We start from the raw sequence: 26,784 nt of genomic DNA on the forward strand, positions 1-26,784 counted from the left end.
GCAAGGCACAGACGGTGCTTGGGAACTGTTCAGGGCAGGTTCATCCATTCAAACGCATGATAGGCATGGGCAAACACATCTGAAGCGAGCGCGAAGAAGGATGCTAAACAAAGTTATAAAGATAACAGCTTTGGCCGGGTTTTGCGGATTGCTGGCAAGCGCGGCGCTGCTAGGCCCTCAGTTTCTCAATACGGCAGCCGCTATCACCTGTCCGCCGCACCGGGTGATGATTACCAATCGCTCGTCGAAAGAGATCAAGCTCATGGATATCCGCTGGCTCGATTCTGATGGAACCGCTTGGATTGTTGAGAATTTGGACCCGCAGACCATTGGTCCTGGGGCGGATTGGCAAAAGACGATTTCTCTGACGGGCCTGTCAGCGCCGGAAACGTTTGTCAAAGCCCGCTATCAGATCCTTGGTGGCGCCGGCCCAGAAGATGAATTCACCTCAGAACAGGCTGTCCCATCCTGCCTCTCAGACCGCCACAGCACCCTCAGGATCGTCAACAAACGGCGGTAGGGTTTCAGTTAGAGCTTTTTCTCGCTAACAGGTTCGCTTCTAAGAAACGCAGCGCCGCGCTCTCTTCGGTTATCCCCGCCGAAAGGAATCGATCTGGGCGGGGATCTATTCGCAAAGCCGCTTGCCGCAAGGTCTGAAACCTTATCACAAAGGCTCTGCGAACGAGTGGGGCTCTCCCCGATCAGGTGGGGGACAGGCTCCTCAAGTCGGGGATGACAGCCGAGTGCAGGTTCTGCAGCCCAAAAACAAAAAACCCCTCCGCATAGGAAGGGGCTTTTTCGTCACTTTTAAAAGACTTGAGAGAACTCAGTCTTTCGGCAGCGCCGCAGCGAGGGCCTGGGCGTAGGCGTTGCGCGCGGTCTGATAAATCGCGATCTGCTGCTGCAGCTCGGCGATCTTGCGGTCGACCGTTGTCATGGACGACAGCTGATTCAGCGCGTCCTGCGACAGATCAGAGATCGCATATTCACGGCCATCGATAGTGATGTTGCCTTGGGCTTCAGTCATCAATTACTTCCTTAGTTTAGGACAAGGTTGAACCGGTCTGACGGAGTTCAAATGAAGAGATTGCTTAAGGTACTATATCAGCAAAATCAAATTGATTTACGCATCAGTTTTTTAAAGTTGCGCTTGAGGCGCATCAACCGATAACGCGGCGTACTATCTCGCCTTTTAGCATTTTGTTGTAACCCTATTTCACTTATCAACGTCATATTACTTGAAGCGTAGAGAGTACAGGGAGTGTCTTCTCCTCAAATTCTTTGGCTTGTCTGTTTAATTCAGTGAGATTATCGTCTGGATTTTCTAGCGTTTTTCCTTCCAGTTTTAATTTGTGGCCCTGTGAGTCCAACTTCTCCCAAGTGGAGGCCGCCCAATCAGAAGGCGTTTTCATTCCTTTGATGCGCGCGTTAAGAAATAACTGCTCGATACGATTCACTGCCACGCCACTGCCGGTCACTGGCGACGCCAGGAAGGAAATGTCAGTCCCCCCTTCCGAACGATCAATGAGTGTCCGATTCATCAATTTCGCACTTTCTCGACGTTTTTTTTCATTTTTCGTAGTCAAACAAGGCTGGAGATCGCCAGCACCGACAAGAACGGCGAGCGCCTGCTGGAGTTTTTGCCACCCAAATTCTTCAATTTGTTTATTTTTCAGGATCTCTCTAATGGTCGCCGGACCATTGGAAAATCCATCCAAAATAGGATCGTAGACGTCCTTGTTCAGAGTTACCTCGCCCAATCGACTATTGGAGGTAAGTGGCACGTCCTCTCGGCGCTTAACCAGTGTGAATCGATGGTCGAGCCAAGCTGCACGACTGTCCGCAAGATTGAATTTTTCACCGCCTTTGACAAAAATATCCCGACGGAATTGCTGATTAACAATGTAGTCACGAAGACTTTGTCGACGTAGGGGATCGGGTTCAGACGCCAAAAACTTCTGCTGCTCGCCGGTCAAATTCACCATGTCCACTTGGTCGAGCACATGTGCAGAAGCCAGAAATGATAGCTTTGCCCCAGCCAATTCGTCGGCAACTTGCGAAAAATAAAACGGTGTCCAATCCTTATTAAAATACTCATGTGCCAGATAGTTGCGTGGCATAGGAGCCATTTTTTTCAATCGTTCGATCACTAGATCATTTTTTGAAAAATAGTCGGTGCCAACTGAGTTGAAGTCTTGGGCATAAGACAAAGCCTTGTCTATGCGGGTCGTTATAGGTCCTGTTGACTTGGTCGCATGGTCTACAAGCAGCTGCCGCAATGGCATACTGACAGCCCACCCAGGAAGGGTGTTGTAGCTGATATAGACTAGGCCGCCAGGTTTCAGTTTTTTCTGAAGAAAGCGAACTATGTGAGCTCGGTTTTCGGCACTGATCCAGCTGTAAATTCCATGCAATGAAATAATGTCAAAACTTCTGGGAAGGCTAGGTTCATGCTCAAACTCGTCAAAAGCAGCATCATAAAAATGTAAATTCGACAATCCAGCATCCTCAGCAAGTCTAGAAGCGCTGGTAATCTGTCCGGGATTAAAATCCGTCGCGTAAAACGAAATATGTGGATTGGCTGCTGCAAGGATATTCATTGACACCCCCTGGCCACAGCCGAGTTCGCAGTAATTCAACGCCCTTTCAGGTGAAGGCGTTCGAAATCCCTGTGTCAACGATGCAAATGAAAGATGTGCTGGCGCCAGCTCTCGGTAGAAACCGTGATTGTATTCAATATCGGCTACATAGCCGTCACTCCAATCCTGCACATTCACCTCCAGTTACAAACTCACAAGTCCTTGCTTAACAGAGAGATTTGCAGACGCAAGCCACAAGCGCTTGGAATGGCCCAAAACAACAAAAAAAGCCAGCCCCGTGGGGCTGGCTCATTCGGTTCCGAACGTAGTGTCCGAAAACTATTTTCTGCTTATGCGAATACGAAGTCCGAAGCAGTGATGGTGCCGGTGACACCGGTAACATTGATGAGGAAGTCATCAGTGTTGGATACAGCACCAGTCGCATCGTTGATGTAGAGGTACGTACCGGCAGCTGCACCGCCAGATACGGTAACCAAGACACCATTCAGGGCGCCGCCATCAACAGATGCACCGATAGCAGTGATACCTGCGTAGACGTCTGTCAGGTTTGCGGCAGTAGCAATGGTTTGAGCTGTTTGAAGCGTGATGCCGGTATTCGCACCGCCAGTGTCAACCATTCCGATCTTATCGGTACCAGCAACAAAGTCGGTGATGGATACGATGCCACCAACATCCGAAGAAGTTGCGAGCATAGCCGCAAAGTTAGCACCAGAGAACTTCACGGTGTCAGCGCCATCGCCGATGGTGATCGTGTCGTTAGAGTTGTTTACGTCAACTGTTACAACGTCGTTACCACCTGCAGTGCTGATGGTGTCTTTGCCAGCTGCGCCGTTGACGATATCAACACCAGCACCACCAGTGATGATATCAACCGCGGTACCACCGGTGATGGTGTTTTTGGCAGTGGACGAACCAGTGATCGACTGACCAGATGTATTCTGGTCCATTGTGATGGTGATTTCGTTAGTAGCTGCAGACGCATCAATAGATACTTCCGTACCAATGTCAGCTGCATCTGTAAGAGTAAACTTACTATCGCCTGTAATCGTAACTGTTGAGAGACGATCGTTGGCGCCTGCAAGTTCGAACGTGTTGGTATTGGTACCAGCACCTGAACTGTTGATCTGCAGATTTTCCAAGCCAAGCGAGGTGAAGCCAGCAACGGTTACAGCAGTATCGGCCGTAGTGTGATCCAGCGACAACTTCAAAGTATCTGTTGTACCCGGGTTGGTTGCGTTTTTCACACCAACATTTAGACCAGTTGTTTGAACGCCTGTTACAGCGACGTCGGCAGCAGCTGTGCTGCTAAGGTTTGTTACAACCGCTGACGTTGCAGTATCGATGATCAAACCAGTCAGGCCAGTCAGAGCTTCAAAGTCGAAAGTTTCGGTAGCACCGGATGCCACTTTCAGGATTTCGAAGTTGGAGATGTTAGCCTTAGCGCCAGCTGTGAAGATCGTAGCAGTCGAGTCGCTGATAGACAGGATATCGCCTGTACCGTCACCACCATCAACTTTTGCAGAACCGTCATAAACAAGAGCGCCAATGCCGATTTCGTCGTTGCCAGAACCGCCAGTGATAGCAGTTGTTTTGGCGCCGGAAGTAACCTTGAGTGCGCCCGAGCTGGAAGCAGTCACGGAAGTAACTGTAGCAGCAAGAGCTGTACCTAGGTCGAAGTTGGCAGTGCCGGTACCGGAATGGGTAACGGTTTCCAGAGCAGCAGCGTTAGTGAGATCACCAAAAGTAACATCATTCGAGCCAGAAGTTGTCAGCGTCTTAAGTGCCGCCGCTGCGTTCCAGTCCACAATGTTGACGCTACCACCAGTTGCAGCAAAAGAAGCTGTTGTAACTTCATTTGTGTTAAGCTGTTCCAGTGTACTGTTGCCACTAGAAGTCACGTTCAACGTGGTCACTGCTGTGGAAGCGGCTGTAACACCAAAGTCAACATCATCATTGGCAGCAGCGCCGTTGACGTTGTTCAGCATCAGGTTAACAGTTGTGATTGCACCGGTATCGACGAGGAGGTCGTCTCGGGAACCGTTCATGGACAGGCTAGTTACGCTGGTGCCAACGTTGTCAAGCTCAACTTCTTCAGTGTTGTTCAGCGACTCGAAAGACGTCACAGAGCTGAAGTTACCGAGATCGATGGCGCCATTACCACCAGTGTCAAGTGCAACAGTATTGCGAACCTGAAGGGTCTCAATGTTTGTTACAGTCGCACCAGGAACCGTACCGCCGGTGTCAATGATCAGGCTCAGCGTGTCGTTGCCTGCGCCACCGTCGATTGTGTCTGGAAGCGTGAATGTATCGGTAGTGCCGTTAACACCATTGAAGACATCATCGCCAGAAGTACCGGTCAGGTTGTCGATGTCAGTCGTCAACGTAAAGGTAGAACCTGAGTTCGGGATCGATACGTCCGGAGCACCAGAGCGGCCTTCAAACTGACCATGGATGACGAAGTGCTGGTAAAGAGCTGCATCAGAGGTAATGCCAGCAGCAGCCAGATCCGGGTTTGCAGCAGCATAGTCAGCAGCGACAAAAGAAGATGTCGGGAACGTGCTGTACGGCTGGCGCATTTCCAATGAACCAGAAGCCAGGAAGTGGTCAAACGGGTTGACGCCGGCAGCGGCAACATCCGGGTAAGTCGACAGGTAGTAGCTGGTGCTGAAGGACGCAGACGGGTCAGACCCTTCAAAACGGCCGAAGGTGTTGTAGTGCTGCTGCGCAAATTCAGCCCAGGTCAGGCCGGTGGAGCCAGCGGTCGCGATGAACGCGTTGTATACGTCCGGGCGCTGCGACTGGTAAAAGGTTGCGTCAAATGAAAGAGACATGCTCATTTCTCCTAAGATCTTATTTCTTGTGACGTCACGTCTGGTACGCCGGGTGATCAATCCCGACCACCGCATCTCACCGCCCAGCCAAAAACAGACTGTTCAGTGATTACTGTACAGCTAACACTGTACCGCGCGTCTGACAAGCACTTTCTTGAAGGGAAGTCAAATTTTTTCGAAGTTTTTTAGCAGTCAATTGAATGACTTAGCGTTATTTTTGGGCGCGTGGCAATTATGACGCAAAAACACCTCATCCAGACAGGAACCGAAGCCCAATTCACCGTCTGCTTAAATATTCACACCTGAAACTCTACTGTAAAAAATACCAATCGCAGGAGAATCTCATCCTACTTAAAATTTTAGCATTTTCTTGAGAGGCATGGAAGGTTTTTCAAGGGCCTTAATGACAGTGTGATTTCTTGTTCCGCTACAAATACGGATCAACCCCTAACAGGCATTTTTGAGATTCGCAACCCCGGATGGAATTTCGAATCTCCGCTGATTACTCAGTGCCAGATTTCTGGTTAAAAATTAGTTCATAGGTGGTCGGCTCGTAAAACTCGAGCATCTTGATGGCAAAGTCCCGCTTATCGACACCAAGGGCGCCGGCATAGATCTCATAGCGGTCCGCCGGCAACCGGCCCTTGCCGCTCTCGATCTGGGAAATGAAGGTGTAATAGAGCGCGCCCATCTTGGTGGCCAAGTCCCGCTGGGAAAGGCCTGCTTCTTCGCGCGCCGCCTTGAGCCAGCTCCCGGCCTGAAGACGCAAATCCTGGCGTTTATCGTCGTTTGTTTTCGCACTGGATTGAAACTGCATTTTTTATCGCCACCTTGAGGGGAACCTGCCACACATAAATTTTGTACAGGAAATAGTGTGCAAAATCCAGTGCGAATGTGATATTTATGTCGTGGTTGGCAGATTCCGGGGGTTGCGGCCTGCATTTTGGCTGGACGCAAACACCTTGAAACCATAGTGTGCCGCCGAACGCATATATAGAGAGACGCATATGGTCGAAATCATTGCCTTTCCGGGCAGGTCGTCTTCATCGGTCATTGATACATCCAGGCTCAATTTAGAGGGCACTGTGGACTTGACGCAGGCGCAGGTAACCCCTGTGCCTCAGGTCGGAACGACCGTTGACGGCACACTTGTGGTCAGCGCCCCGGACACGGCAACCGCGTTTCCAGATGGCGACTGGACCAACCAGGAGCTGGCGGATCTCTATAGGGTCGAATCGCTTTTGATCCAGGCCGGCATCAAGATGTCGACCGGCCGCGGTGTCACAGATGAAAACGACCCCTGGTTTGTGTTCTGCCGCGAAGACGGTGATGTGTTTGTTCACCTTGCCCGCGCCGACGGCCGGTATCTGCTGGACAGCCCTGGCCTCTCCGGCCTGCTGGAAGGCCCCGATTTCACCACCCTGATCGACAGGTTCGTTGAACAGCTGGCCGCTTTGCGCCAGCCGGAAGACACTGGCAATGTGGTCAGCTTCCGGCCGAAGATGCTGAAAGACAACACGGTTTATCTGCATCCGTCCGTTCTGCTCGCCGCGCTCATCTGGACGCTGTATCTGGCTTCCGACGATATCGCCAGCGCAACGGAAGCGGCCGGCGACATGGCGGAAGACATGATCCTGCCGGTTGATCAATTGTTGAAGTTTGATCAAGCCGGCGACAGCCAGCTGCCGGACGCAGAGTCTGCACCGTTTGGCAGCGGCGCTGACAACCAAAACACAAAAGCTGGCCAAAACAGTCAATCCGACACCGCGTCGGGCGCGGCCTACCCAGACAGCGACCGTGCAGCACCGGGTTCGGATCGCTTGGTCGCCGGTTTCGGCGCCATGGCAGCAACAGCATCCCCGGCAGCACAAGCGGTGTCCGCCAGCCTTGCCATCATCGCCTTCAGCTACGGCTTTTACGGATCCCAAGCTGGCAAGGATAGCGACGCGACTTCTGGCAATGAGTTTTCGATTGCCGGTCTTCATTTTGCTCTGCGGGAACTTGCTGAAAGCGTTTCTGCTTCGTCGCGGCACGTTGCCGACCAAATCCCAGGTGATATCCAAACCGGGTTTGATGCCACGCCTGTTGTGCTGGAAAGCCTGGAAGGCGCATCCCCGGTCGAAGTGGCCGATGTTGTCGACTTCCAGCTGCATCTTGCAGATTTGGCCGCCGATACGGTTACCAGCGATCTGACGGCCTTAGAGGCTCCAATTGACGAGCCGCGCGCCCGGACAACTGAGGCCGAAAATGCAGGCCATGCGGCTGAGCCCGATGGCGTTAGCGAGGAAACAACTGCTGTTTCCGACGATAACGAAACTGCTTCCGCGGAACCAACACAGCAAGATCCGGCCGTTACGGCTCAACCGGCAGCTACACCGGTCGAAACAGACATTACATCTGACAGTGTTACGACGGCCGCGCTGGACAAGCTCAGCTCCGGGTCCAGCTATACAGTTGGTGTTGCCGCTGTTTCGACGACCATGAACCAAGACGATTTTGATACGTTCACAGGTTTTCTGCAAACCTGGAGGTCAGACACCGACCCTAATGGTCTGGATGACGATGCCGCCGGCACGGATGGTGATCTTGCGGCCGTCTCCGATTTGCTCCCGGGCCTGAGTGACCCGCAAACCGATGGACCCGCTGCCCCGGCTCCAGCAGAACCGGCACCTGGGCTCGGCACGCCAGACCCGAGCGCACCGGAAACACCAAGATTATCTGCGGTGAATGCGGAAATTGAGGAACTTGATATTCGGGTCGACCTCTTCCTTTCAAACGTCATGCATATCATCGACACCGTCGAAATCGTGTTTTTCAATTCCGGTTCCGCGACTGAACTCGTGTTTTACGACAAGTCTGCGGTAGACGATGCTACCGACCGGCCTCATGCCCGCAGCTGGGTCAACGAGGACGGCATGGTGGTCTCGATGGTCGGGCACTATCAAGATTTCGTAGCTTACGGTTTGGTCTAGTTTCATGACTGAGACACCTTCCGCGCCCGGGGCCCAGTCCCGGGTCTGCGGTGTTGTGGTGACGTTCCACCCCGACATTCCTGCGCTCACGCGCCTGCTGGAGCTGATCGCACCGCAGGTCGATAGCCTGGTGATTGTCGACAATGGATCGGACACCGACCTGACTGCGCTTAAAGCGACCTTCCATGCACAGCTGGAATGTCTTGGCGAGAATTTCGGCATCGCACGCGCTCAGAACGTCGGTATCAAGATCGCCCGGGACCTGAACGCCAGCCACGTTTTGCTGCTCGACCAGGACAGCCTTCCGGCACCTGATATGGTTGACCAGCTCATCGCCGCAGAACAAAGCCTCCGGGCGGGCGGCAAGAAAGTTGCCGCGGTTGGTGCCAATTATGTCGACCCGCGCCAAGGCGAGACCGGATCCTTCGTTTACCGGGACGGGTTGAGGTTAAAACGGCGGCCAATGATAGCCCCGGATGCTATTGTCGAAACCGACTTCTTGATCGCCTCCGGCAGCCTCACACCAATCGACGTTTTCGACGAGGTCGGCGACATGGTCGACGAGCTGTTCATTGATTACGTCGACATTGAATGGGGTCTTCGAGCCCGCGCAATGGGGTACCTTAGCTATGGGGTTTTCGGCGCGCACATGGAGCACGCCCTTGGTGATGATCACATCCCGATCCGCGGCCACCGGGTCCCGCTGCACAGCCCTTTGCGTCACTATTATCAGCTGCGCAACGCGGTTTGGCTGATTAGGCAATCCTGGTTGCCAAAAGTGTGGACGGCCCTGTTGGTGTGGCGCATGTTCCGACAGTTTCTCTTTTTCACTGTGGCAGCTCCAAAGGGATTGAAGCACGGCCAGATGATGCTCGCCGGCATAGCCGATGGGTTGCGCGGGCGCATGGGCGCCAAGTAGATGACTGCGGACAAACCAGCTCAGCCTCCCGAGAATATACCGTTGCTGACGGTTTCTCTGGTGGTTTACCAGCCGGATCTGGCGGTTTTCAAAGCCACCTTAAGAAGCCTTTCAACTGCTGTCCAAAAACTTGGCGCGGCCGATACGAAGGTCTTTATTGTCCAGAATTGCAAAACAGAAGCTGTGCCAGACCTCACAGCAGCAGTTTTACAAGACATCCCTTTCGAGATCCTAGAAGGACACGGCAATATCGGTTTTGGCCGGGGCCACAATCTTGTGCTTGCCGACACCGGTCAGATCCATTTGGTGCTCAATCCAGATATTGAAATGGCTGAAGATGCGCTTGTTCAAGCGGTCGATTTTTTCAAAAAACACGATGACTGCGGCTTGCTAACACCTCAAGCCTGCTGGCCCGATGGAACCCGGCAGTTTTTGTGCAAGCGTTATCCAGCGCTCTTCGATTTGCTTTTGCGCGGGTTCGCCCCAGAATTTTTGAAAAAACTATTTGGCAACCGTCTCGCCCGCTATGAAATGAGCGCAGAAACCGGCTTAGAAACTTTTTGGGCTCCGCCGATCGTCAGTGGATGTTTTATGGTGTTCCGCGGCGATGTTTACCGGAAACTCGGTGGATTTGACCCCCGGTTCTTTCTCTATTTTGAAGATTTTGATCTGGCCCTGCGTGCAGGAAAAATCACCCGCATCGCCTATGTGCCAAGCATTCGGGTGATCCATGAAGGCGGCCACGCTGCACGAAAAGGATTTGGCCACATCAAGCTGTTTGCAAGATCCGCATTCCAATTCTACCAGCTTCATGGCCTGAAGGTTTTCTAATCAACCCCTTAGGAACCGGGAGGAGTCGCCGCTATCAATGGCATCATACCAGGATAGCGACAAAGGCTGTGAGTTCGGATCACGTCACATCCCCTTCACTGACGATGATCAGTGGCCGGGCGGACGCTGGCGGATTGAGTTTCTGGAGCGCAGCAAATCCGGCCGCACCTGACGGCGTCGTTGCGGGAATGTCCTGTGCCTTCAGAGTAGCTACGGCTTCCGTCGCCTCGTCATCGCTTACGGTCAAAAAGGTGTTCGCTGCTTCCCGGAGAATTTCGAACGCCAACAAAGACGCTGTCTTACAATCCAGGCGGCCCATGTTCGACGTTGCCCCCTGAACATCAACGACCTTGCCGTCCCGAACGGCCTCCCGAAGACATGGAGCTGCATCCGGCTCCACCACAATGATCTGGGGCTGGACAGACCAGTTTTTGCGGATCATGTAGGCGACCGCGGCGGCCATACCTCCAACACCAGCTTGAAGAAACACATGGCTTGGCCATTCGCCACTGCGTGAATAGGTTGCCCGCAATTCTTCGGCCAACACCGTGTACCCTTCCATAACCAAGCGGGGCGGTTCGGTGTACCCAGGCCACGACCCGTCAGCCAAGTGAACAAAATCGTTGGCTTCTGCGTCCTCAATGGCGGCTTGGATACTGTCTTCGTAGGTGGCACCAGAGCGGATAACCTTCGCGCCGACGGCCTGCAACCGGGCCACGAAGCTTTCGGGTACTGTATCCGCCAAATGGATCCGGGCGTTCGCGCCAAAAATCTGGGCGCCCTTGGCAACGGCCATGCCGTGATTGCCGGCACTTGCGCAAACAAAGGTTTTTCCCTTCGCCTTTTCGCGGATCATGTCCAAGGTAACATTGTCCGGGATCGAAGCGCCGAGACACAGGCGGGCGACAGCATAAATACCGCCGAGTGCCTTGAACGCACCAAGGCCCATGCGCCCGGTCTCATCCTTGATCTGAACGGTCCACGGTTCAAACGTCTGCTCCAGAAGTGGAGTCGCAGCGGTATCTGACCAGAGTGTCATTAGCTGGGCGGGATGCTCGTGATCGAGCTTAAACGATAGCTTTTCCATAAACCGAGACTAGCCAATTACGTTGATCCGAATGTTTCACTGACATAGGTTTTTCGAGAAAATTTCTCAATATTTCGGGAAGATCGTATGAAAATCGATCAAGTTGACGTCACTATCCTCAATACGTTGCAGGACAATGCACGCACCAGCCTTGAGCAATTGGCTCATCTGACCGGCGTGTCGACCGCATCGGTCCAGCGACGCTTGAAGGCCTTGCGGGAATCCGGCCTCATCTTGCGTGAAGTGGCAATTCTGGACGGCACCAAGCTTGGACAGGCCATGAGTTTCATCATCATGGTGGAACTGGAACGGGAGCGGCTGGATCAGATCGATGCCTTTGTAAATCGGGCACGGCAGGAACCCCAAGTGCAGCAATGTTACTATGTCACCGGAGACGCGGATTTCTGTTTGATATGCATGACCAAAGACATGCAGGAATTTGAGGCGCTGACCCATCGCCTGTTCTTCCAGAACGCCAATGTCCGCCGGTTTCGGACATCTGTTGTGATGGGCCGTAAGAAAGTCGGTTTGGAAGTACCGCTGGAAGTATTGTGATACTTGTGTTTCGGTCGTCTCTCACGGCGACTTATTAGCAATAAACTTACTGAGTTATGCTTGCGATCATCACGTTTCAAATGATCGAGCCAAGCACCTACAAAATCGCAATGTTGTGCGCATAAATGGACTATAGTTAACTTTGTAGCGTCAGCTTAAAGACGGAGGAATGGGATGTTAGTTGTTAATACGGCCCCGATTTCTGGAAACATCGTCAGTGAGTTTGTGCTTGATGATCCGCTACACAAATGGGGGACCAGCGGCGCTGCAGGAACCGCTGGCGGTACTGTCACCTATAGCTTTGCCACTTCTGTGATTTCAGGAACCCGAGGCGGTGTCGCTTACTCCTCTGATGCCTTTATCACTGATCCGAATTTCCAGCAGGCCATTCGGCAGGCTTTTGATACCTGGGCAGTGGTTGCAAATATCTCATTCAGTGAAGTAACAGATGCAAGCGATGTTCAAATCCGTTTTGCCATGGATGCCATAGATGGTGCGAGCAACACCCTGGGTTTTGCAGATACCAGCTTTACGTCGATTGACGGAGGCGCCACTTGGACCAATACACGATCCCATATCATTTATGACACCGCTGAAAGCTGGACGACGACGTCCTTCTTAAGCACATCCATCCATGAAATCGGACATAGCTTGGGAATTGACCATAGCGATGTTCCAGGCAGCATCATGCAAGCTGTAACCATCGGGGACAACTATGGGACCGCGCTGACCCAGGATGACATTAACGCTGTTCAAACGCTTTATGGAGCCAACAGCGATCCTCTTGCGGCCGTCGAGAACATCTTCCGGTTTTTCAATCCAACCACGGGTTCCCACTATTTTGCGACCGGTGACACCCAACGCTCAACAATTGCAGCCACAAATCCGAGCTGGTTAAACGAAGGTGCGGCATTCCAAGCCGCAACCACGCAAGAGACGGGAACAATCCCCGTTGTCCGCATGTTCAACGAATCCTCCGGCCGATATCTCTTTACAGCAGACACGACTGAGATTTCGATCATTCAAAACCAAGGCTGGTCCCAACAGCAATCCGGCGTTTGGTTTGTAACGCGTGGGGAAGAAGCCGCTCTTGGTTACACCACAGGGGTGTTCCGGCTCTATGTCCCGGCTTTGCAGGGACATGTCTATTCTTCAAACCAGGCTGAAATCGATATTCTACTGACCACACTCAACGCAACCAATGAAGGGGCGGCCTATTTCCTTAATCCATCCCTGACCGCTTCCGCCGCAATGAGTTTCGAATACGGCTTGGATGACACGATGGACGCAGAGACCGTTGCTGCCCTCGTGGGTCTTCAGGCGCCAGAAAGCAACGTTGAATTCGGATAAAACAGCGGACTTATCGAACCGCTAAGATCAGTCAGTGGGTTCACGCCTATCGTCCCCATGGCCGCGACTAGGCCATGAAAGGGCTGTAGGAATTGCGTGAAAGAACGCCGTTCTTGCAAAGTTGCGATGATTTAAAGGCTTGAAATCACTTATGTCGGCAGGATAGTATCCTTTTTTGGATCCAATATCCTATAACACTCTTGCCGATGTGAAGGTACAACTATAATGAACGGCTTTGCCCATGCTGGTGACGCAAACACGTCGCTTGGCGGCGTCCGCAAAATCTTGTTTGAAAACTATGACCTTCAAGGATCTATCAACGGGCTTCCCGGCGAACACGATCTAAATTTCAAAATCGGCGGCATCGACGGCAAGGACTATCTGTTAAAACTTCATGCCGATGACGACGATGACATTCTGGACATGCAAGTTGCCGTATTGGAACACCTGAACAAGGTTGATCCAGGCTTACCGGTTTCAAGGGCCATTCCAGACCTTGACGGCAATAACATGAGTTCAAACACCTTTGAGGGTCCGCGCAAGGTACGGCTTTTGACTTGGCTGGCCGGAGACGTTTGGGCAAAAGCAGAGAACCGCGGCTCCGAGGCTATAGACACCCTCGGCGCGCTACTCGCCCGGCTAGACAAGAGCCTGGAAAGCTTCCAGCACCCAGGCGCTCAAAGGAGCTATGACTGGGATATTGCCCAAGCCTCAAAGCACCTGACTTATTGCAAATTCATCGATGATGCCGACAAGCGCCAAACGGTTGCGGAGATCCTGAACCGATTTGTATCAGATGTCCTGCCCCGGCTACAAAACTGCCCACGCCAAGTCATTCACAACGACGCCAACGACTACAATGTCCTGCTGGATAAAGCCGGTCGGGTCAGCGGTTTGCTCGACTTCGGCGACATGGTGGAAAGCTATCGGGTGGTCGAGATTGCCGTTGCCAGCGCATATGCTCTGATTGGTACGGAAGACCCCATTGGAACAGCCGCTCGGTTGGCAAAAGCTTATCACCAGATCAATCCGATTACCGAAGACGAATGCGACTTGATCGTCGACCTGATCAAGACACGATATGCAGTCTCTATATGCATGGCAGCCAAACAGATCCGGGAGGCGCCGGAAAACCACTATCTGCTGGTCAGTCAGGAAGATGTGTGGCGCGAGCTCCGGCGTGTTAACACCGAAAACCATCGCTTGGCGGTCTTGCGTCTACGTGCAGCTTGCGGGTTGGCCCCTATTCCAAAAGCCCGGCGGATTATGCGCTGGCTTGAAGAAAACGCCCATACGTTTGCGCCTGTAATCCGGCCAGAAACACCTAAACCAAAAACAATCACTTTCGATTTTACCACGTCGGCACCAGATGCATCGCAAATCTCAGCCTTTTCTGGGATCGAATTTGATGCCTATTGCGATGACAAGATCCTTGAGGCCAAAGCCGACTTTGGCATTGGCCTCTATGGTGAAAACCGGACAATCTACAAAAGCGACGCATTTGAAACTGCCAACACTTCCGCCCGGCGCTCCATTCACCTGGGCATTGATCTGTTTACACCGGCGCTCGAACCAGTTTACGCGCCGTTGAAAGGCACGTGTGCATTCCTTTATGACGATGCTGTCGAAAATGGCTTTGGACCAACTGTGCTCCTTGAGCATAAGACCAAAACGGGAGATGTCTTCTGGACCCTATATGGTCATTTGTCCCGCCAAAGCTTCGCCAAGCTGAAGACAGGGCAGAAAATCTCCCGGGGCCAAGCCTTTGCCGAGATCGGCCGCCGTGAGGAAAACGGAAGCTGGCCGCCGCATTTGCACTTTCAGCTCGTCACTGATCACCTGGGACTGGAAGCGCGAATGCATGGCGTCGGTGTCCGCCAGCAATGGTCTGTCTGGCGCGATATCAGCCCGGATCCAAGTGTCTTTCTAGGTTTGAACGTTCCCGCAGCAACTGTGGTTGCAAGGGACAAAGACAGCCTGATCCACGAGCGTCACGCTCAGCTTGGCCGCGCCTTGAGCATTGCCTACCAAGACGATCCACTGAATATCGTCAGCGGAGACGGTTGTTATCTCATCGATGAAACCGGCAAACGCTGGCTCGATATGGTCAACAACGTCTGCCATGTCGGGCACTGCCATCCACGTGTGGTCAAGGCCGCCCAACAGCAGATCGCTGAGCTGAACACCAATTCCCGCTATCTGCATGATAATCTGGTTGAATACTCCAATCGGTTGGCCAGCCTTTTTCCGGATCCACTGAACGTTTGTTACTTCGTCAACTCCGGCAGCGAGGCCAATGACCTGGCCATCCGGATCGCCCGTGCTCATACTGGCAACCACGATCTTTTGACTGTCGATCACGCCTATCACGGCCACTTGTCCAGCCTGATTGACGTTAGTCCATATAAGTTTGCCGGCAATGGCGGCTCTGGCCGGCCCAAGCATGTTCGAGTCACTGAGTTGCCCGACCTTTACCGGGGCCGCTGGCGTTATGGCGATATGGATGCTGGAAAGAACTATGCAGCCGATGTGCACCGGCAGATCGAGGGGCTTGCCGCAGAAAACAAAAATCCGGCCCTCTTCTTCAGCGAAGGGATCCTGGGCACGGGTGGCCAGCTCACCCTGCCCGACGGTTATCTGAAGGAAGCTTATGCGCATGTTCGGGCCGCAGGCGGTCTGTGCCTAGCAGATGAGGTTCAGGTGGGCTTTGGCCGGGTCGGCTCACACATGTGGGCCTTTGAGGCACAAGATGTCGTGCCGGACATTGTCACGCTCGGAAAACCCATCGGCAACGGTCATCCGATGGCCGCGGTGATCACCACACCAGAAATCGCAGCTTCCTTTGCCAATGGCATGGAGTACTTCAACACCTTCGGCGGCAACCCCGTCTCGGCAGCAACCGGGCTTGCTGTCTTAGATGTCATCAGAGATGAGCGGCTGCAGGACAAATGTCTTGTCACCGGCAATCGGCTTATGGACGGCGCCCGCGAGCTTGCCGAAAAACACCCGCTGATCGGCGATGTCCGCGGGATGGGCCTCTTCATTGGAATTGAGCTGGTCAAAGACCGCAAGACTCTCGAACCTGCCGCAAAAGAATTGGCGAAGATCATCCAGATTTTGAAGGAAGACCACGCGATTCTTCTCTCGAGCGAAGGCCCCTTTGACAATGTCTTGAAAATCAAACCGCCCGCGCAATTTGGCACGGCAGAATGCGATCACTTCCTGAATGCCCTTGATGACACTCTGGGTAAAATCATCTGATACAGCAAGGCTCTGACAAACAGCGCAGTTTTTGTAAGGTCCGCTCTGGACATCTCCTCATCCGGTGAATAACTAATTTCAACGCATCCAAGATGCGAAGCGCCCGCCGGATCTGGAATTCAGAAGAGACAGCATGCTTCCCAAAAAACGCGCGTTTATCACCGGGTCCGCCGGCTTCATCGGATTTCACCTTGCCGAGCTTTTGCTGCAGGACGGCTGGGAGGTCGCCGGTCTCGACGGTATGACGGATTATTATGATGTCCGTTTGAAGGAACGCCGCCACGAGATCCTGCACCAGCATGGCTCGTTTTCGTCAACCATCGCGCGGCTGGAGGACAACGACCGCGTCTCGGACGCGATCTCTGACTTCAGGCCGGATGTGATCATCCATCTGGCTGCTCAAGCCGGCGTTCGCTACAGCCTGGAAAACCCGCGCGCCTATGTTGATGCCAATGTTGTCGGCACTATGAACGTGATGGAGGCAGCCAAGGCGGCGAACGTCCAGCACCTCTTGATGGCCTCGACCAGTTCAGTCTATGGCGCCAACACACAGATGCCGTTTGAAGAAAGCCAAAAAACCGATACACCGCTGACCATCTATGCTGCGACCAAAAAGGCGAATGAAGCGATGGGCCATGCCTGGGCGCACATCCATCAAATCCCGATCACCATGTTCCGCTTTTTCACGGTTTATGGTCCCTGGGGCCGGCCGGATATGGCGCTCTTCAAGTTCACCAAGGGTATTCTGGAAGAGACCCCGATCGATATCTACAATCATGGCGATATGTTTCGGGACTTCACCTATGTAGAAGATCTGGTGCGCGGCATCCGCTGCCTGATGGATGCGATCCCGGGAGCGGGCGACACGGCCTCGGAGAAAGACAATTTGAGCCCGGCCGCGCCCTATCGCGTCGTCAATATCGGCAATTCAGACAAGGTCCGGCTCTTGGATTTCATCGAGGCAATTGAGGCCGAGCTTGGCAAGAAGGCAATCCGTAACCTGATGCCGATGCAGACCGGTGATGTGCCGGCAACCTGGGCCGACGCAACCTTGCTTCAGGACCTGACCGGTTACCGGCCGCAAACCCCGTTCCGTGAAGGCGTTGCCAAATTCGTGCAGTGGTACCGCGACTACTACAAGGTTTAGGTTAGGTTATGTTGCGCCAAACCCCGGACACCGCAAAAATTGCCGTCATCGGCCTTGGGTATGTCGGCCTGCCGCTGGCGAGCGAATTCGGCAAAACACAGTCCGTCACCGGCTTCGACATCAACCCGGAACGCATCGCTCAACTAAAGACCGGCACCGATACCACGCTGGAGGTATCTGAAGACGAGCTTATTGCTGCCCGGCACCTGACTTTTACGAGCGACCCGCAGGATCTTGCCGACTGCAAGACTTTCATCGTTACTGTGCCGACGCCGATTGACGGCTACAAACAGCCGGACCTTGGGCCTCTGCTCCGTGCCAGCGAAACGATCGGTAAGGTTCTAAAAACCGGTGATGTGGTGATTTACGAATCCACCGTTTATCCGGGCGCGACAGAAGAAGATTGTGTTCCTGTGTTGGAACGGGTTTCAGGTCTTACCTTTAACGAGGATTTTTTTGCAGGATACAGTCCCGAGCGGATCAACCCAGGCGACAAGAACCATCGCCTTCCGGATATCTGCAAGGTCACATCCGGCTCGACACCAGAGGTCGCCGATTTCGTGGATAGGCTCTACGCCTCGATCATCAAAGCCGGTACCCACAAAGCTCCATCGGTCCGCGTTGCAGAAGCGGCCAAGGTGATCGAGAACACCCAGCGGGACCTTAATATCGCGCTTATCAACGAGCTGGCGATCATCTTCAACCGGCTGGACATCGACACCAAAGCGGTGTTGGAAGCGGCTGGAACCAAATGGAATTTCCTACCCTTCCGGCCAGGTCTTGTCGGTGGCCACTGCATCGGGGTCGATCCCTATTACCTGACGCACAAGGCCCAGGCGACGGGCTATCACCCGGAAATCATTCTGGCGGGACGCCGGCTCAACGATGGCATGGGATCTTATGTGGTCTCTCAGCTGGTCAAGGCCATGACCCGTAAGAGCTTGCCGATGACCGGCGCAAGAATTCTGGTCATGGGACTGGCATTCAAAGAAAACTGCCCAGACCTCAGAAACACCGGTGTCGTCAGCATCATTGAAGAACTCAAGGATTATAATGTCGATGTAGACGTTTATGACCCGTGGGTGGATGGCGACGACGCCGCAAGCGAATACGGCATACATCCCGTGAGTGACCCCAAGCCCGATGGCTACGATGCGATCGTTGTCGCGGTCGCACACCAACAGTTCAAGGAATTGGGAATCGAAAAAGTCCGTGCCTTCGGCAAGGAAGACCACCTGATTTACGATCTGAAGAACGTTTTTTCGGGCGACGACGTAGATCTGCGGCTGTAGTTTCCTTTCTGCCCCGCGTCAACGGCATAGTCAGAAATCCACGTGGCCGGTCTCAGTCAAACGCGTGTACACAATCGTTCAAGACGTTTGAAAACACCTGAGATAGGTTGTTCCAATCTGAATTCTGTTTTCAAGCGCCCGCACTTTGCGCAAGCGTGGGCGCAACAGACACATTGGACAGGAACCTGATCGAACCATGCAGCCGATAAATCTTTCTGAGAAACTGACCAAATTCGCGACCCACTGGGATCCACATGTTGTTGGCGACTACAACACCAACGATGTCATGGTGGTGAAATTCAAAGGAGAATTTCCGTTTCACCAGCATGAGAACACGGATGATTTTTTCCTCGTTCTTGACGGCGAAATGATCATGGATATCGAAGGCCAAGAGCCGCAGGTGGTCAAAGCCGGTGAGCTTTTCATCGTGCCGAAAGGGGTCGTCCACCGGCCGCGCGCGGAAGAAGAGGTCAAGGTGCTGCTCATTGAGCCAAAAGGCGAACCTAATTCCGGCGATGCCGACCGCGAACCGGCGCCCAAACCAAGAATTTGAGCGCCAGCTCCTAACAGTAAACGGCTAGATGCAGCGGCCGCCGTCGACTTCCATGGCAACGCCGGTGATCATACCGGCTTCATCGGAACAAAGGTAACAGGCGGCATTGCCGAGGTCTTCGGGTGTCGAGAACCGCCCGATTGGAATGGTGGAGAGGAATTTCGCCCGCATTTCTGGGGTGTCCTCACCCATGAAACTTTTCAGGAGCGGGGTTTCTCCGGCGACCGGACAAAGCGCGTTAACGCGCACACCATTCGGAGCCAATTCAACGGCCATGGTCTTGGTCGCGGTCACCATCCAACCCTTGGAGGCGTTGTACCAATTGAGCTTCGGGCGCGGGCTGAGCCCTGCGGTCGAAGCGACATTGAGGATTGCGCCAGAGCCTCGGTCGATCATCGCCGGAACGAAGTGTTTCGCGGTCAGATAAACGGACTTGCAGTTGACGGCCATCACCCGGTCGAACTCATCTTCCGTCACATCCTGCATCAGTTTCGGCAGATGAGTGATGCCGGCGTTGTTTACCAGAATGTCGACGCCGCCGAGTTTTGAGGCCGCGATTTCAGCCAGCTCCGCCACGCTTTCGTTGCTGGCAACATCAGCTTTGGCCGCAAATCCACTGACTTCTGCCGCGACCTCTTCGGCCAAATCCACGTTCAGATCAGCAATCAGGACCTTGGCGCCTTCCGCTGCGAACTTGCGCACGATGCCCGCTCCAAAGCCAGACGCCCCGCCTGTCACGATCGCTGTTTTGCCCTGCAATCTCATGGGTCAAACTCCCTTAAATCAATTATCGTTTTGAAACTCAGCCGTGATAGGCCGCGACGGTCTTAAGTGAGGTGAAGCCGTAGAGTGCTTCAAAGCCCTTTTCCCGGCCGTGGCCAGATTTGCCCATGCCGCCGAAGGGCAGCTCGACACCGCCGCCCGCGCCGTAGTTGTTGATGAAGACCTGACCAGAACGGATTTTCTTCGCCAGCCGCATCTGCCGGGCGCCATCCCGGCTCCAGATGCTGGCAACAAGGCCGTAGTCCGTGCCGTTAGCAATCGCGACCGCTTCATCCTCATCGTCGAACGGAATGATCACTTGCACCGGTCCAAAAATCTCATCCCTGGCGAGGACATGGTCCGGCTTAACCCCAGCGAACAGCGTTGGCGTCACGTAGCTGCCGCCTTCCGGCGCATCCTGCAAAACACTTTCGGCGGCCTTTTCCAGATCCGCACCCCGGTCGATGAAGCTGGAGACGATGCCCTGCTGTTTGGCCGAAATTAGCGGACCGACGTCAAGATCGGAGAGCGCCGGCCCTACCTTCAGATCGCCGTACCGGCCGGCCATGCGCTCAACGACCTGATCATAAAGCCCGCGCTGAACCAGGATACGCGAGGAGGCCGAACAGGTTTGACCCGCATTTTGAATGCCGGCATTCACCAAGAACGGCAGAGCCGCCTCCAGATCAGCATCATCAAAGACAAGCTGCGGTGACTTTCCGCCGAGTTCCAAGGTGACAGGAATGACATTCTTCGCCGCCGCCATCTGCACATGCACGCCTGTCGCGACGGACCCGGTGAAACTGACGTGATGAATCCCCGGATGCGCGGAGAGTGCGGCGCCCGCCTCTGCCCCGAGACCTGGAACCACATTTACCACCCCATCCGGCAGACCGGCTGCCTTAGCAAGATCGGCAAAAGCAAGGGCTGTCAGGCAGGCATCTTCGGCCGGCTTCAGAACACAAGTGTTGCCGGTCGCAAGCGCTGCACCGATGGACCGGCCGATGATCTGCATCGGATAGTTCCAAGGCACGATGTGTCCGGTTACGCCATGCGGCTCGCGCAAAGTATAGACGGTGTAGCCGTCGAGATAAGGTATCGTTTCGCCATGGAGCTTGTCCGCCGCACCGCCGTAAAACTCCAAATAACGCGCAAGGGCAACCGCATCGGCGCGCGCCTGTTTGAGCGGCTTGCCGACATCCATTGCCTCGATCCGCGCCAGATCCTCGACCTTCTCCAGCACCAACTCCCGCAGCTTGAACAGGATCCGGCCGCGCTCCACCGCCGATGTCCTGCCCCAAACGCCGTTCCGAGCGGCTTCCGCAGCAGCAACAGCGGCGTCGATGTCTTCAGATGTACCGCGGGCAATCTCACCGATTTCTTCGCCGGTCGACGGGTTGAACAGCGGCAGCGTTCCGCCGCCTGCAGGCGCCGTCCATTCACCGTTGATCAGGCACTTGGCCGGATCAAACCAGAGATCCAACTCGTTGCGCATCGTTCCTCCTCAGGCCGCATTAATATCGGCCGGAAGAACCGGCGCGGCGGCGACCAATTGTTTGGTGTAATCGTGTTTGGGCGCGTCGAAGACGGCGCCTGTTGGGCCTTCTTCAACGATTTCGCCTGATTTCATCACCATCACCCGGTCGGTGATCGAGCGGACGACAGAAAGGTCATGGCTGATAAAGAGATAGGTGAGATCAAACCGATCACTCAAATCCGCCAGAAGATCCAAAACCTGGGCGCGGACAGAAACGTCAAGCGCGGACACCGCCTCATCCAGGATGATCAGATCCGGTTTGATGATGAGCGCTCGGGCAATCGCGATCCGCTGGCGCTGGCCGCCACTGAATTCATGGATGTATTTATGGCGGTCGTCCGCAGTGAGCCCAACGCTTTCCAACGCCTCGGCAATGGCGGCGTCCCGCTCAGCGCCTTTCGGCGGCGTATCCAGTAAGTGGAACGGTTCGGTGACCAGCCGCTCGACCTTCCAGCGTGGATTGAAACTGCTGTAGGGATCTTGAAACACCACCTGCATCCTGCGGCGGACTGCAATATTGGCATGGTGTTCGGTGAAGACCGGTTGGCCGTCGAACGAGATCTCACCGCCCTGGACGTCCTCTAGCCCCAAAATGGCCCGGGTCAGCGTGGACTTGCCGCAGCCGGATTCCCCAACAAGGCCGAGGCTCTCGCCCTTTTTGATTTCAAAACTGACGTTGTTTACGGCGCGGAAATGAACAGTCTTGCCCCACCAGCCATGGGTGTGGCTGACATAATCGCGGACCACGTTCTGGACTTTCAAAAGCGGCGTCTCTTGAACCAACCCTTCCCGTTCCGGCACATGACCGGACGCCTCCAGAAGGGCTTTGGAATAGGGATGCTGCATGGTGCGGAAAAGCGTTTCTGCTGGACCGCTTTCCACCACTTCACCGTCCTTCATGATCACCAGATCGTCGGCAAGATCGGCGACCACAGCCAGATCATGGCTAATCAGCATCAAGCCCATGCCATCTTCGGACACCAGCTTTTTTAGAAGTTCCAAAATCTGCGCTTGGGTGGTGACGTCGAGTGCGGTCGTTGGCTCATCGGCGATCAACAGCTTCGGCCGCAAGGCTATCGCCATTGCGATCACCACACGCTGACGCTGTCCGCCGGAGAGCTCATGAGGATAGCGGCTGAGCGGAAACTTGTCCTGCGGCAGTTCGGCCCGGCGCAGAGCCTCGGCTGCCCGCGCCATTGCTTCGGATTTGGAGACCTTTTCATGCACCAAAATGGTTTCGGCGACCTGCGCACCGATGGTCTTCAGCGGATTGAGCGCTGTCATCGGCTCCTGGAACACCATGCCGACATCCCGCCCCCGGATACGGCAGAGTTCTGCTTCGCTCAGCGCCAAAATGTCCTGCCCGGCAAGCGTAATCTTGCCCGAACTGGTGGTCCCATTCGGCAAGAGCTGCATGACGCTGAAAGCTGACATGGATTTGCCCGAGCCGCTCTCGCCGATCACACCCAGGATCCGGCCCGGGGCGACCTTCATCGACACGCTTTTAAGGACCGGCTGACCGTGAATTTCCAGCGACAGATTTTCGATCGTCAGAAGGCTCATGTGCGCGCCCTCCTGAGTTTCGGATCGAGAAGATCGCGCAGACCGTCGCCCATAAGATTGAGGCCGAGCACGGTCAAGAGGATCGCCAGGCCAGGGAACAATGCCAGATGCGGGGCGAGCGAAATCATCGTCTGGCTGTCAGCCAACATGCGGCCCCAGCTGGCCGTCGGCGGCTGAGCACCCAAACCAACGTAGCTCAATCCCGCTTCCGCCAGGATACCGAGAGAGAACTGGATCGTGCCCTGAACGATCAGCAAGTTCGCGACATTCGGCAAGATATGTTCCAGGGAGATCCTCGCCGGGCCTTTGCCCGCTACGCGCGCCGCCAGAATGTAATCCCGGTTCCACAGCGACAGCGCCGCACCGCGTGTCAGGCGGGCAAACACCGGAATGTTGAAGATCCCGATCGCGATGATGGCATTGAGCGCGGACGCGCCGAAGACGGCGGTGATCATGACCGCAATCAAAAGACTCGGGAAAGCGAACACCAGGTCATTGGCGCGCATGATGACTTCATCCAGCCAGCCCCCCTTGCGGGCGGCGGCAGCCAATCCGAGCGGCACGCCGATAATCATACCAATGCCCACGGCGACAAGGGCAACGGCAATGGAGGTGCGCGCACCAACCATGATCATACTGAGGATATCCCGGCCGAACTGGTCAGTGCCGAGAAGATGTGCCCAACTCGGCAGCTTCATCCGGTTGGCGATGTTCAGAACGGTTGTGTCGTAGGGCACCCATACGAGACTGATCAGCGCCGCGCTTACAAACAAAACGGTTAGGAGGAGGCCGGGGAGAAGCGTCCGGCTGTGCAGAAAGATGCCCATCAGCGCCGTCTCCTAAGGCGCGGGTCGACCCAGGCGTAGGCCATGTCGACCGCGAAGTTGACGATGATGACCGCAAACACCAGCAGCATGACCACGCTTTCAACGACAATGAGATCGCGGGCGCTGATCGATTGGAACACCAGCCGGCCAAGGCCTGGCAAGAAGAAGACATTTTCGATGATGATCGCGCCAGCGAGCAGGAAGGAAAACTGCAGACCAAGGATGGTCAAAACCGGGATCAGTGCATTACGCACCGCATGGCGCCACAACGCCTGACCTTTGGTGAGGCCTTTGGCCCTGGCTGTCCGAATAAAGTCTTCACCGAGGGTATCGAGCAGGCTGGAACGCATGACGCGTGTCAATATGCTGGCTTGCGGCAATGCCAAGGCAATCGCGGGCAAGGTGAGTGCCTTCATGCCAGCGAAAAAACCGGCATCCCATCCCGGAAACCCACCGGCGGAAAACCAGCGCAGATTGATGGCAAAAACCAGCACCATAAGCATGGCGAACCAGAAATTCGGGATGGCCACACCAAGCTGTGTCACACCCATCACGGATGCATCCACCGCAGTTCCCCTTCGGGACGCGGCCCATATCCCGGCCGGAAAGGCAATCAATGTACTCAAGGTCAATGCATAAAGCGCCAGCGGTAAAGACACCCACAAGCGCTCACCGATCATCTCGGCAACCGGTGTCCGGTAGGTATAAGAAACGCCGAAATCGCCGCTCAAAAGCCCGCCGGCCCAGGACAAATATCGCTCCAGTATCGTTCCATTCAGCCCCAGTTCTTCCCGAAGCGCTGCAAGCGTGTCTTCCTGTGCATTCAGGCCGAGCATGTAAGCAGCTGGGTCTCCCGGCACGACTTCGAGTGCCAGAAAGATCACCGCCGAAGCAGCAACCAGACTCAGCGCAAGAGACAACAGTCGTTTCAGGAAATAATGGAGCATGGACTTTCTGTTGGGCTGCCGGCGGTTTTTGGCGCCCGGCCATGGGCTAGATTCGAATCCGTATCAAGGATGGTCCGGGATATTCAGTGTTGCTTTATTTCAATCACTTTCCGATTGAAAAGGCTTGAAAGGTCGCCTTGAGGGATGACCGGTACGCCCGATGTAACTCCACCCCTCAAGGCTGCAGTTAGCTTCGTGTCCCTGTGGGGAGAGAACTTACCGAAGCTAATTCTTCACGACCGGTTACTTGTCCCAATAAACCGCTGTCAGGTCGGTTGCCTGGGTCGGCTGGTTTTTCCAAAGACCCTGGATCTTGGCGTTGGCGACCGTCGGGAATGCCAGCTGGAACAAATAACCGTTGACGTAGTCGTTGGAGATCATCTCCTGCGCCTGCTTCAACAGACCGGAGCGTTTTTCCAGATCGTTTTCCGCCGTCAGGTCTTCCATCAATTTTTGGAAGTCCTTGTTGTCATATTGGAAATAGTATTCCGGACGGGCATAGATGCCGATGTCCATCGGCTCGGTGTGGCTGACGATGGTCAGGCCATAGTCCTTGCCCTTAAACACCTGCTCCAGCCACTGCGCCCATTCCAGATTGGAGATTTCTGTCTCAATGCCAACGGCGCGCAGCTGTGCGGCAATGATCTCACCGCCGCGGCGGGCATAGGACGGTGGCGGCAGTTTCAGGGTTGTTTTGAACCCATCTGCATGGCCAGCTTCGGCAAGCAGTTTTTTGGAAAGCTCAGGATCGTAAGCGCTGTTGCCGGTCAGATCGATATAGTCCGGATTATGCGGCGCAAAGTGTGACCCAATCGGAGTGCCATACCCGAACATAGCACCATCGATGATGGCTTGCCGGTCGATTGCATGCGCGATGGCCTTGCGGACCTTTACATCATCGAGCGGCGGTTGCTTGTTGTTGGTCGACAGGATGGTTTCACCTTCGGTCGACCCCACCAGCACCTGAAAACGCGGATCGGCTTCAAACTGCGGCAGGTTCTCCGGAGCTGGGAAGCCGACAAAGGCATTGACGTCTTCGGCCATAACGGCGGCAAAGGCCGCGGTCGGATCGGAGATGAACTTAAAGGTCACATTGTCCAGCTTGGCTGGTGTGCCCCAGTAATCGCCATTTTTTTCAAGATCGATCTTGTCGCCCTGAACCCAATTGGAAAATTTGAATGCACCAGTGCCGATTGGATTGGTCTTGATGTTCTCAATGGATTCCGGCGCGACGATCACCGCATCGCCCCAAGCCATGTTGAACAGGAAGCTGCCGTTCGGAGCCGAAAGCATGACTTTCACCGTCTGCGGGTCGACAGCTTCAACAGCCTCAATCCCCGAGAACAGCGCCTTTTGTGCATTCTGGCTATCATCGGACCGGGCCCGGTCGAGGCTGAATTTCACATCTTCGGCGGTCATGTCCGAACCATCGTGGAACTTCACGCCGGACCGCAACTTGAATGTATAGGTCTTGCCGTCATCTGAAATGGTCCAGCTCTCAGCAAGGCCCGGATTGACCGATCCGTCGGGACCAAAGCGGGTCAGACCTTCAAAAACGTTCGAATACAGAACCGAGTCAATTGCACCCGCGGCTGCGCTGGTCGGATCGAGATGCGGTGGCTCCAGCTGCATGGCCACGGTGATGTCGCTTTTTGCATGTGCCAATCCCATACCGGCGGTCAACGCCAGTACGCTGATCAGACCTGTGCCAAGTTTTCCCAAATGCATAGCTACTCCCCTTTGCCGTCTC

At 54.5% G+C, this 26,784-nt stretch carries 21 protein-coding genes; 10 read left to right on the top strand and 11 right to left on the bottom strand.

The annotated features are described in order from the left end of the window. The first annotated feature begins 148 nt into the window (after nucleotides 1–148). Nucleotides 149–520 (top strand): hypothetical protein, encoded by a 372-nt coding sequence (locus FJ695_RS03155; protein WP_168206245.1) that lies wholly within the window; start codon nucleotides 149–151, stop codon nucleotides 518–520. Nucleotides 521–826: 306 nt separating this feature from the next. Here FJ695_RS03155 and FJ695_RS03160 read toward each other — a convergent pair whose 3' ends face one another. The 4 genes from FJ695_RS03160 to FJ695_RS03175 form a co-directional block, all read right to left on the bottom strand. Further along, a complete protein-coding gene (locus FJ695_RS03160; RefSeq protein WP_141184084.1) occupies nucleotides 827–1,027 on the bottom strand; it encodes a DUF6447 family protein in 201 nt (66 codons plus the stop codon). A 202-nt stretch (nucleotides 1,028–1,229) separates the two neighbouring features. Continuing rightward, nucleotides 1,230–2,771: a class I SAM-dependent methyltransferase gene (locus FJ695_RS03165; RefSeq protein ID WP_141184085.1), complete on the bottom strand. Its 1,542-nt coding sequence runs from the start codon at nucleotides 2,769–2,771 to the stop codon at nucleotides 1,230–1,232. Between the two features lie 158 nt (nucleotides 2,772–2,929). Continuing rightward, nucleotides 2,930–5,431, bottom strand: a complete 2,502-nt coding sequence (locus tag FJ695_RS03170) for a calcium-binding protein (RefSeq protein ID WP_141184086.1) — start codon at nucleotides 5,429–5,431, stop codon at nucleotides 2,930–2,932. Nucleotides 5,432–5,933: 502 nt separating this feature from the next. Continuing rightward, nucleotides 5,934–6,248 carry a helix-turn-helix transcriptional regulator gene (locus tag FJ695_RS03175; RefSeq protein ID WP_141184087.1) on the bottom strand — a complete coding sequence of 105 codons (315 nt, stop codon included), beginning with the start codon at nucleotides 6,246–6,248 and terminating at the stop codon, nucleotides 5,934–5,936. A gap of 268 nt (nucleotides 6,249–6,516) precedes the next feature. Here FJ695_RS03175 and FJ695_RS03180 point away from each other — a divergent pair, with 268 nt between their 5' ends. Genes FJ695_RS03180 through FJ695_RS03190 form a run of 3 tightly spaced genes read left to right on the top strand, consistent with a single transcriptional unit; the run spans nucleotide 6,517 to nucleotide 10,153 of the window. Beyond that, nucleotides 6,517–8,403 (top strand): hypothetical protein, encoded by a 1,887-nt coding sequence (locus FJ695_RS03180; protein WP_141184088.1) that lies wholly within the window; start codon nucleotides 6,517–6,519, stop codon nucleotides 8,401–8,403. A 4-nt stretch (nucleotides 8,404–8,407) separates the two neighbouring features. After that, nucleotides 8,408–9,322, top strand: coding sequence for a glycosyltransferase family 2 protein (locus tag FJ695_RS03185; RefSeq protein ID WP_141184089.1), 915 nt, complete (start codon nucleotides 8,408–8,410; stop codon nucleotides 9,320–9,322). Further along, nucleotides 9,323–10,153 carry a glycosyltransferase gene (locus FJ695_RS03190; RefSeq protein WP_141184090.1) on the top strand — a complete coding sequence of 277 codons (831 nt, stop codon included), beginning with the start codon at nucleotides 9,323–9,325 and terminating at the stop codon, nucleotides 10,151–10,153. A gap of 79 nt (nucleotides 10,154–10,232) precedes the next feature. Here the strand turns inward: FJ695_RS03190 and FJ695_RS03195 are convergent, their stop codons facing one another. After that, nucleotides 10,233–11,192, bottom strand: coding sequence for a pyridoxal-phosphate dependent enzyme (locus tag FJ695_RS03195; protein ID WP_209010900.1), 960 nt, complete (start codon nucleotides 11,190–11,192; stop codon nucleotides 10,233–10,235). 135 nt (nucleotides 11,193–11,327) lie between these two features. Between FJ695_RS03195 and FJ695_RS03200 the strand changes: the two genes are divergently transcribed. From FJ695_RS03200 to FJ695_RS03225, 6 genes are all read left to right on the top strand, one after another. Continuing rightward, the gene (locus FJ695_RS03200; protein ID WP_141184092.1) at nucleotides 11,328–11,795 is read left to right on the top strand and encodes an Lrp/AsnC family transcriptional regulator; all 468 of its coding nucleotides are present in this window, start codon (nucleotides 11,328–11,330) and stop codon (nucleotides 11,793–11,795) included. A 174-nt stretch (nucleotides 11,796–11,969) separates the two neighbouring features. Further along, nucleotides 11,970–13,145 (top strand): matrixin family metalloprotease, encoded by a 1,176-nt coding sequence (locus FJ695_RS03205; RefSeq protein WP_141184093.1) that lies wholly within the window; start codon nucleotides 11,970–11,972, stop codon nucleotides 13,143–13,145. 225 nt (nucleotides 13,146–13,370) lie between these two features. Beyond that, nucleotides 13,371–16,406 carry an aminotransferase class III-fold pyridoxal phosphate-dependent enzyme gene (locus FJ695_RS03210; RefSeq protein WP_141184094.1) on the top strand — a complete coding sequence of 1,012 codons (3,036 nt, stop codon included), beginning with the start codon at nucleotides 13,371–13,373 and terminating at the stop codon, nucleotides 16,404–16,406. 133 nt (nucleotides 16,407–16,539) lie between these two features. Continuing rightward, nucleotides 16,540–17,553: an NAD-dependent epimerase/dehydratase family protein gene (locus FJ695_RS03215; protein ID WP_141184095.1), complete on the top strand. Its 1,014-nt coding sequence runs from the start codon at nucleotides 16,540–16,542 to the stop codon at nucleotides 17,551–17,553. An 8-nt stretch (nucleotides 17,554–17,561) separates the two neighbouring features. Further along, the gene (gene tviB, locus FJ695_RS03220; protein WP_141184096.1) at nucleotides 17,562–18,845 is read left to right on the top strand and encodes a Vi polysaccharide biosynthesis UDP-N-acetylglucosamine C-6 dehydrogenase TviB; all 1,284 of its coding nucleotides are present in this window, start codon (nucleotides 17,562–17,564) and stop codon (nucleotides 18,843–18,845) included. A gap of 196 nt (nucleotides 18,846–19,041) precedes the next feature. Further along, a complete protein-coding gene (locus FJ695_RS03225; protein WP_141184097.1) occupies nucleotides 19,042–19,398 on the top strand; it encodes a cupin domain-containing protein in 357 nt (118 codons plus the stop codon). Between the two features lie 24 nt (nucleotides 19,399–19,422). On the opposite strand, the gene FJ695_RS03230 is transcribed toward FJ695_RS03225, so the two are convergent. The 6 genes from FJ695_RS03230 to FJ695_RS03255 all read right to left on the bottom strand — a co-directional run bounded on the left by FJ695_RS03230 (nucleotide 19,423) and on the right by FJ695_RS03255 (nucleotide 26,762). Next, complete coding sequence (locus tag FJ695_RS03230; protein WP_141184098.1) at nucleotides 19,423–20,163, bottom strand: SDR family oxidoreductase; 741 nt, start codon at nucleotides 20,161–20,163, stop codon at nucleotides 19,423–19,425. A 37-nt stretch (nucleotides 20,164–20,200) separates the two neighbouring features. After that, a complete protein-coding gene (locus FJ695_RS03235) occupies nucleotides 20,201–21,655 on the bottom strand; it encodes an aldehyde dehydrogenase family protein (RefSeq protein WP_141184099.1) in 1,455 nt (484 codons plus the stop codon). Nucleotides 21,656–21,664: 9 nt separating this feature from the next. After that, a complete protein-coding gene (locus FJ695_RS03240) occupies nucleotides 21,665–23,260 on the bottom strand; it encodes an ABC transporter ATP-binding protein (RefSeq protein ID WP_141184100.1) in 1,596 nt (531 codons plus the stop codon). Continuing rightward, entirely contained in the window at nucleotides 23,257–24,087 is an 831-nt protein-coding gene (locus FJ695_RS03245; protein WP_141184101.1) for an ABC transporter permease, read from the bottom strand. Before FJ695_RS03245 ends, FJ695_RS03240 begins: the two co-directional genes overlap by 4 nt. Next, on the bottom strand, nucleotides 24,087–25,034 hold the full coding sequence (locus FJ695_RS03250) for an ABC transporter permease (RefSeq protein WP_141184102.1): 948 nt from the start codon (nucleotides 25,032–25,034) through the stop codon (nucleotides 24,087–24,089). The genes FJ695_RS03245 and FJ695_RS03250 overlap by 1 nt, the downstream gene beginning before the upstream one ends. Before the next feature lie 243 nt (nucleotides 25,035–25,277). Then, nucleotides 25,278–26,762: an ABC transporter substrate-binding protein gene (locus tag FJ695_RS03255; protein ID WP_141184103.1), complete on the bottom strand. Its 1,485-nt coding sequence runs from the start codon at nucleotides 26,760–26,762 to the stop codon at nucleotides 25,278–25,280. Between the last annotated feature and the right edge of the window lie 22 nt (nucleotides 26,763–26,784).

This window comes from Labrenzia sp. PHM005 (assembly GCF_006517275.1).
Taxonomy (GTDB): domain Bacteria; phylum Pseudomonadota; class Alphaproteobacteria; order Rhizobiales; family Stappiaceae; genus Roseibium.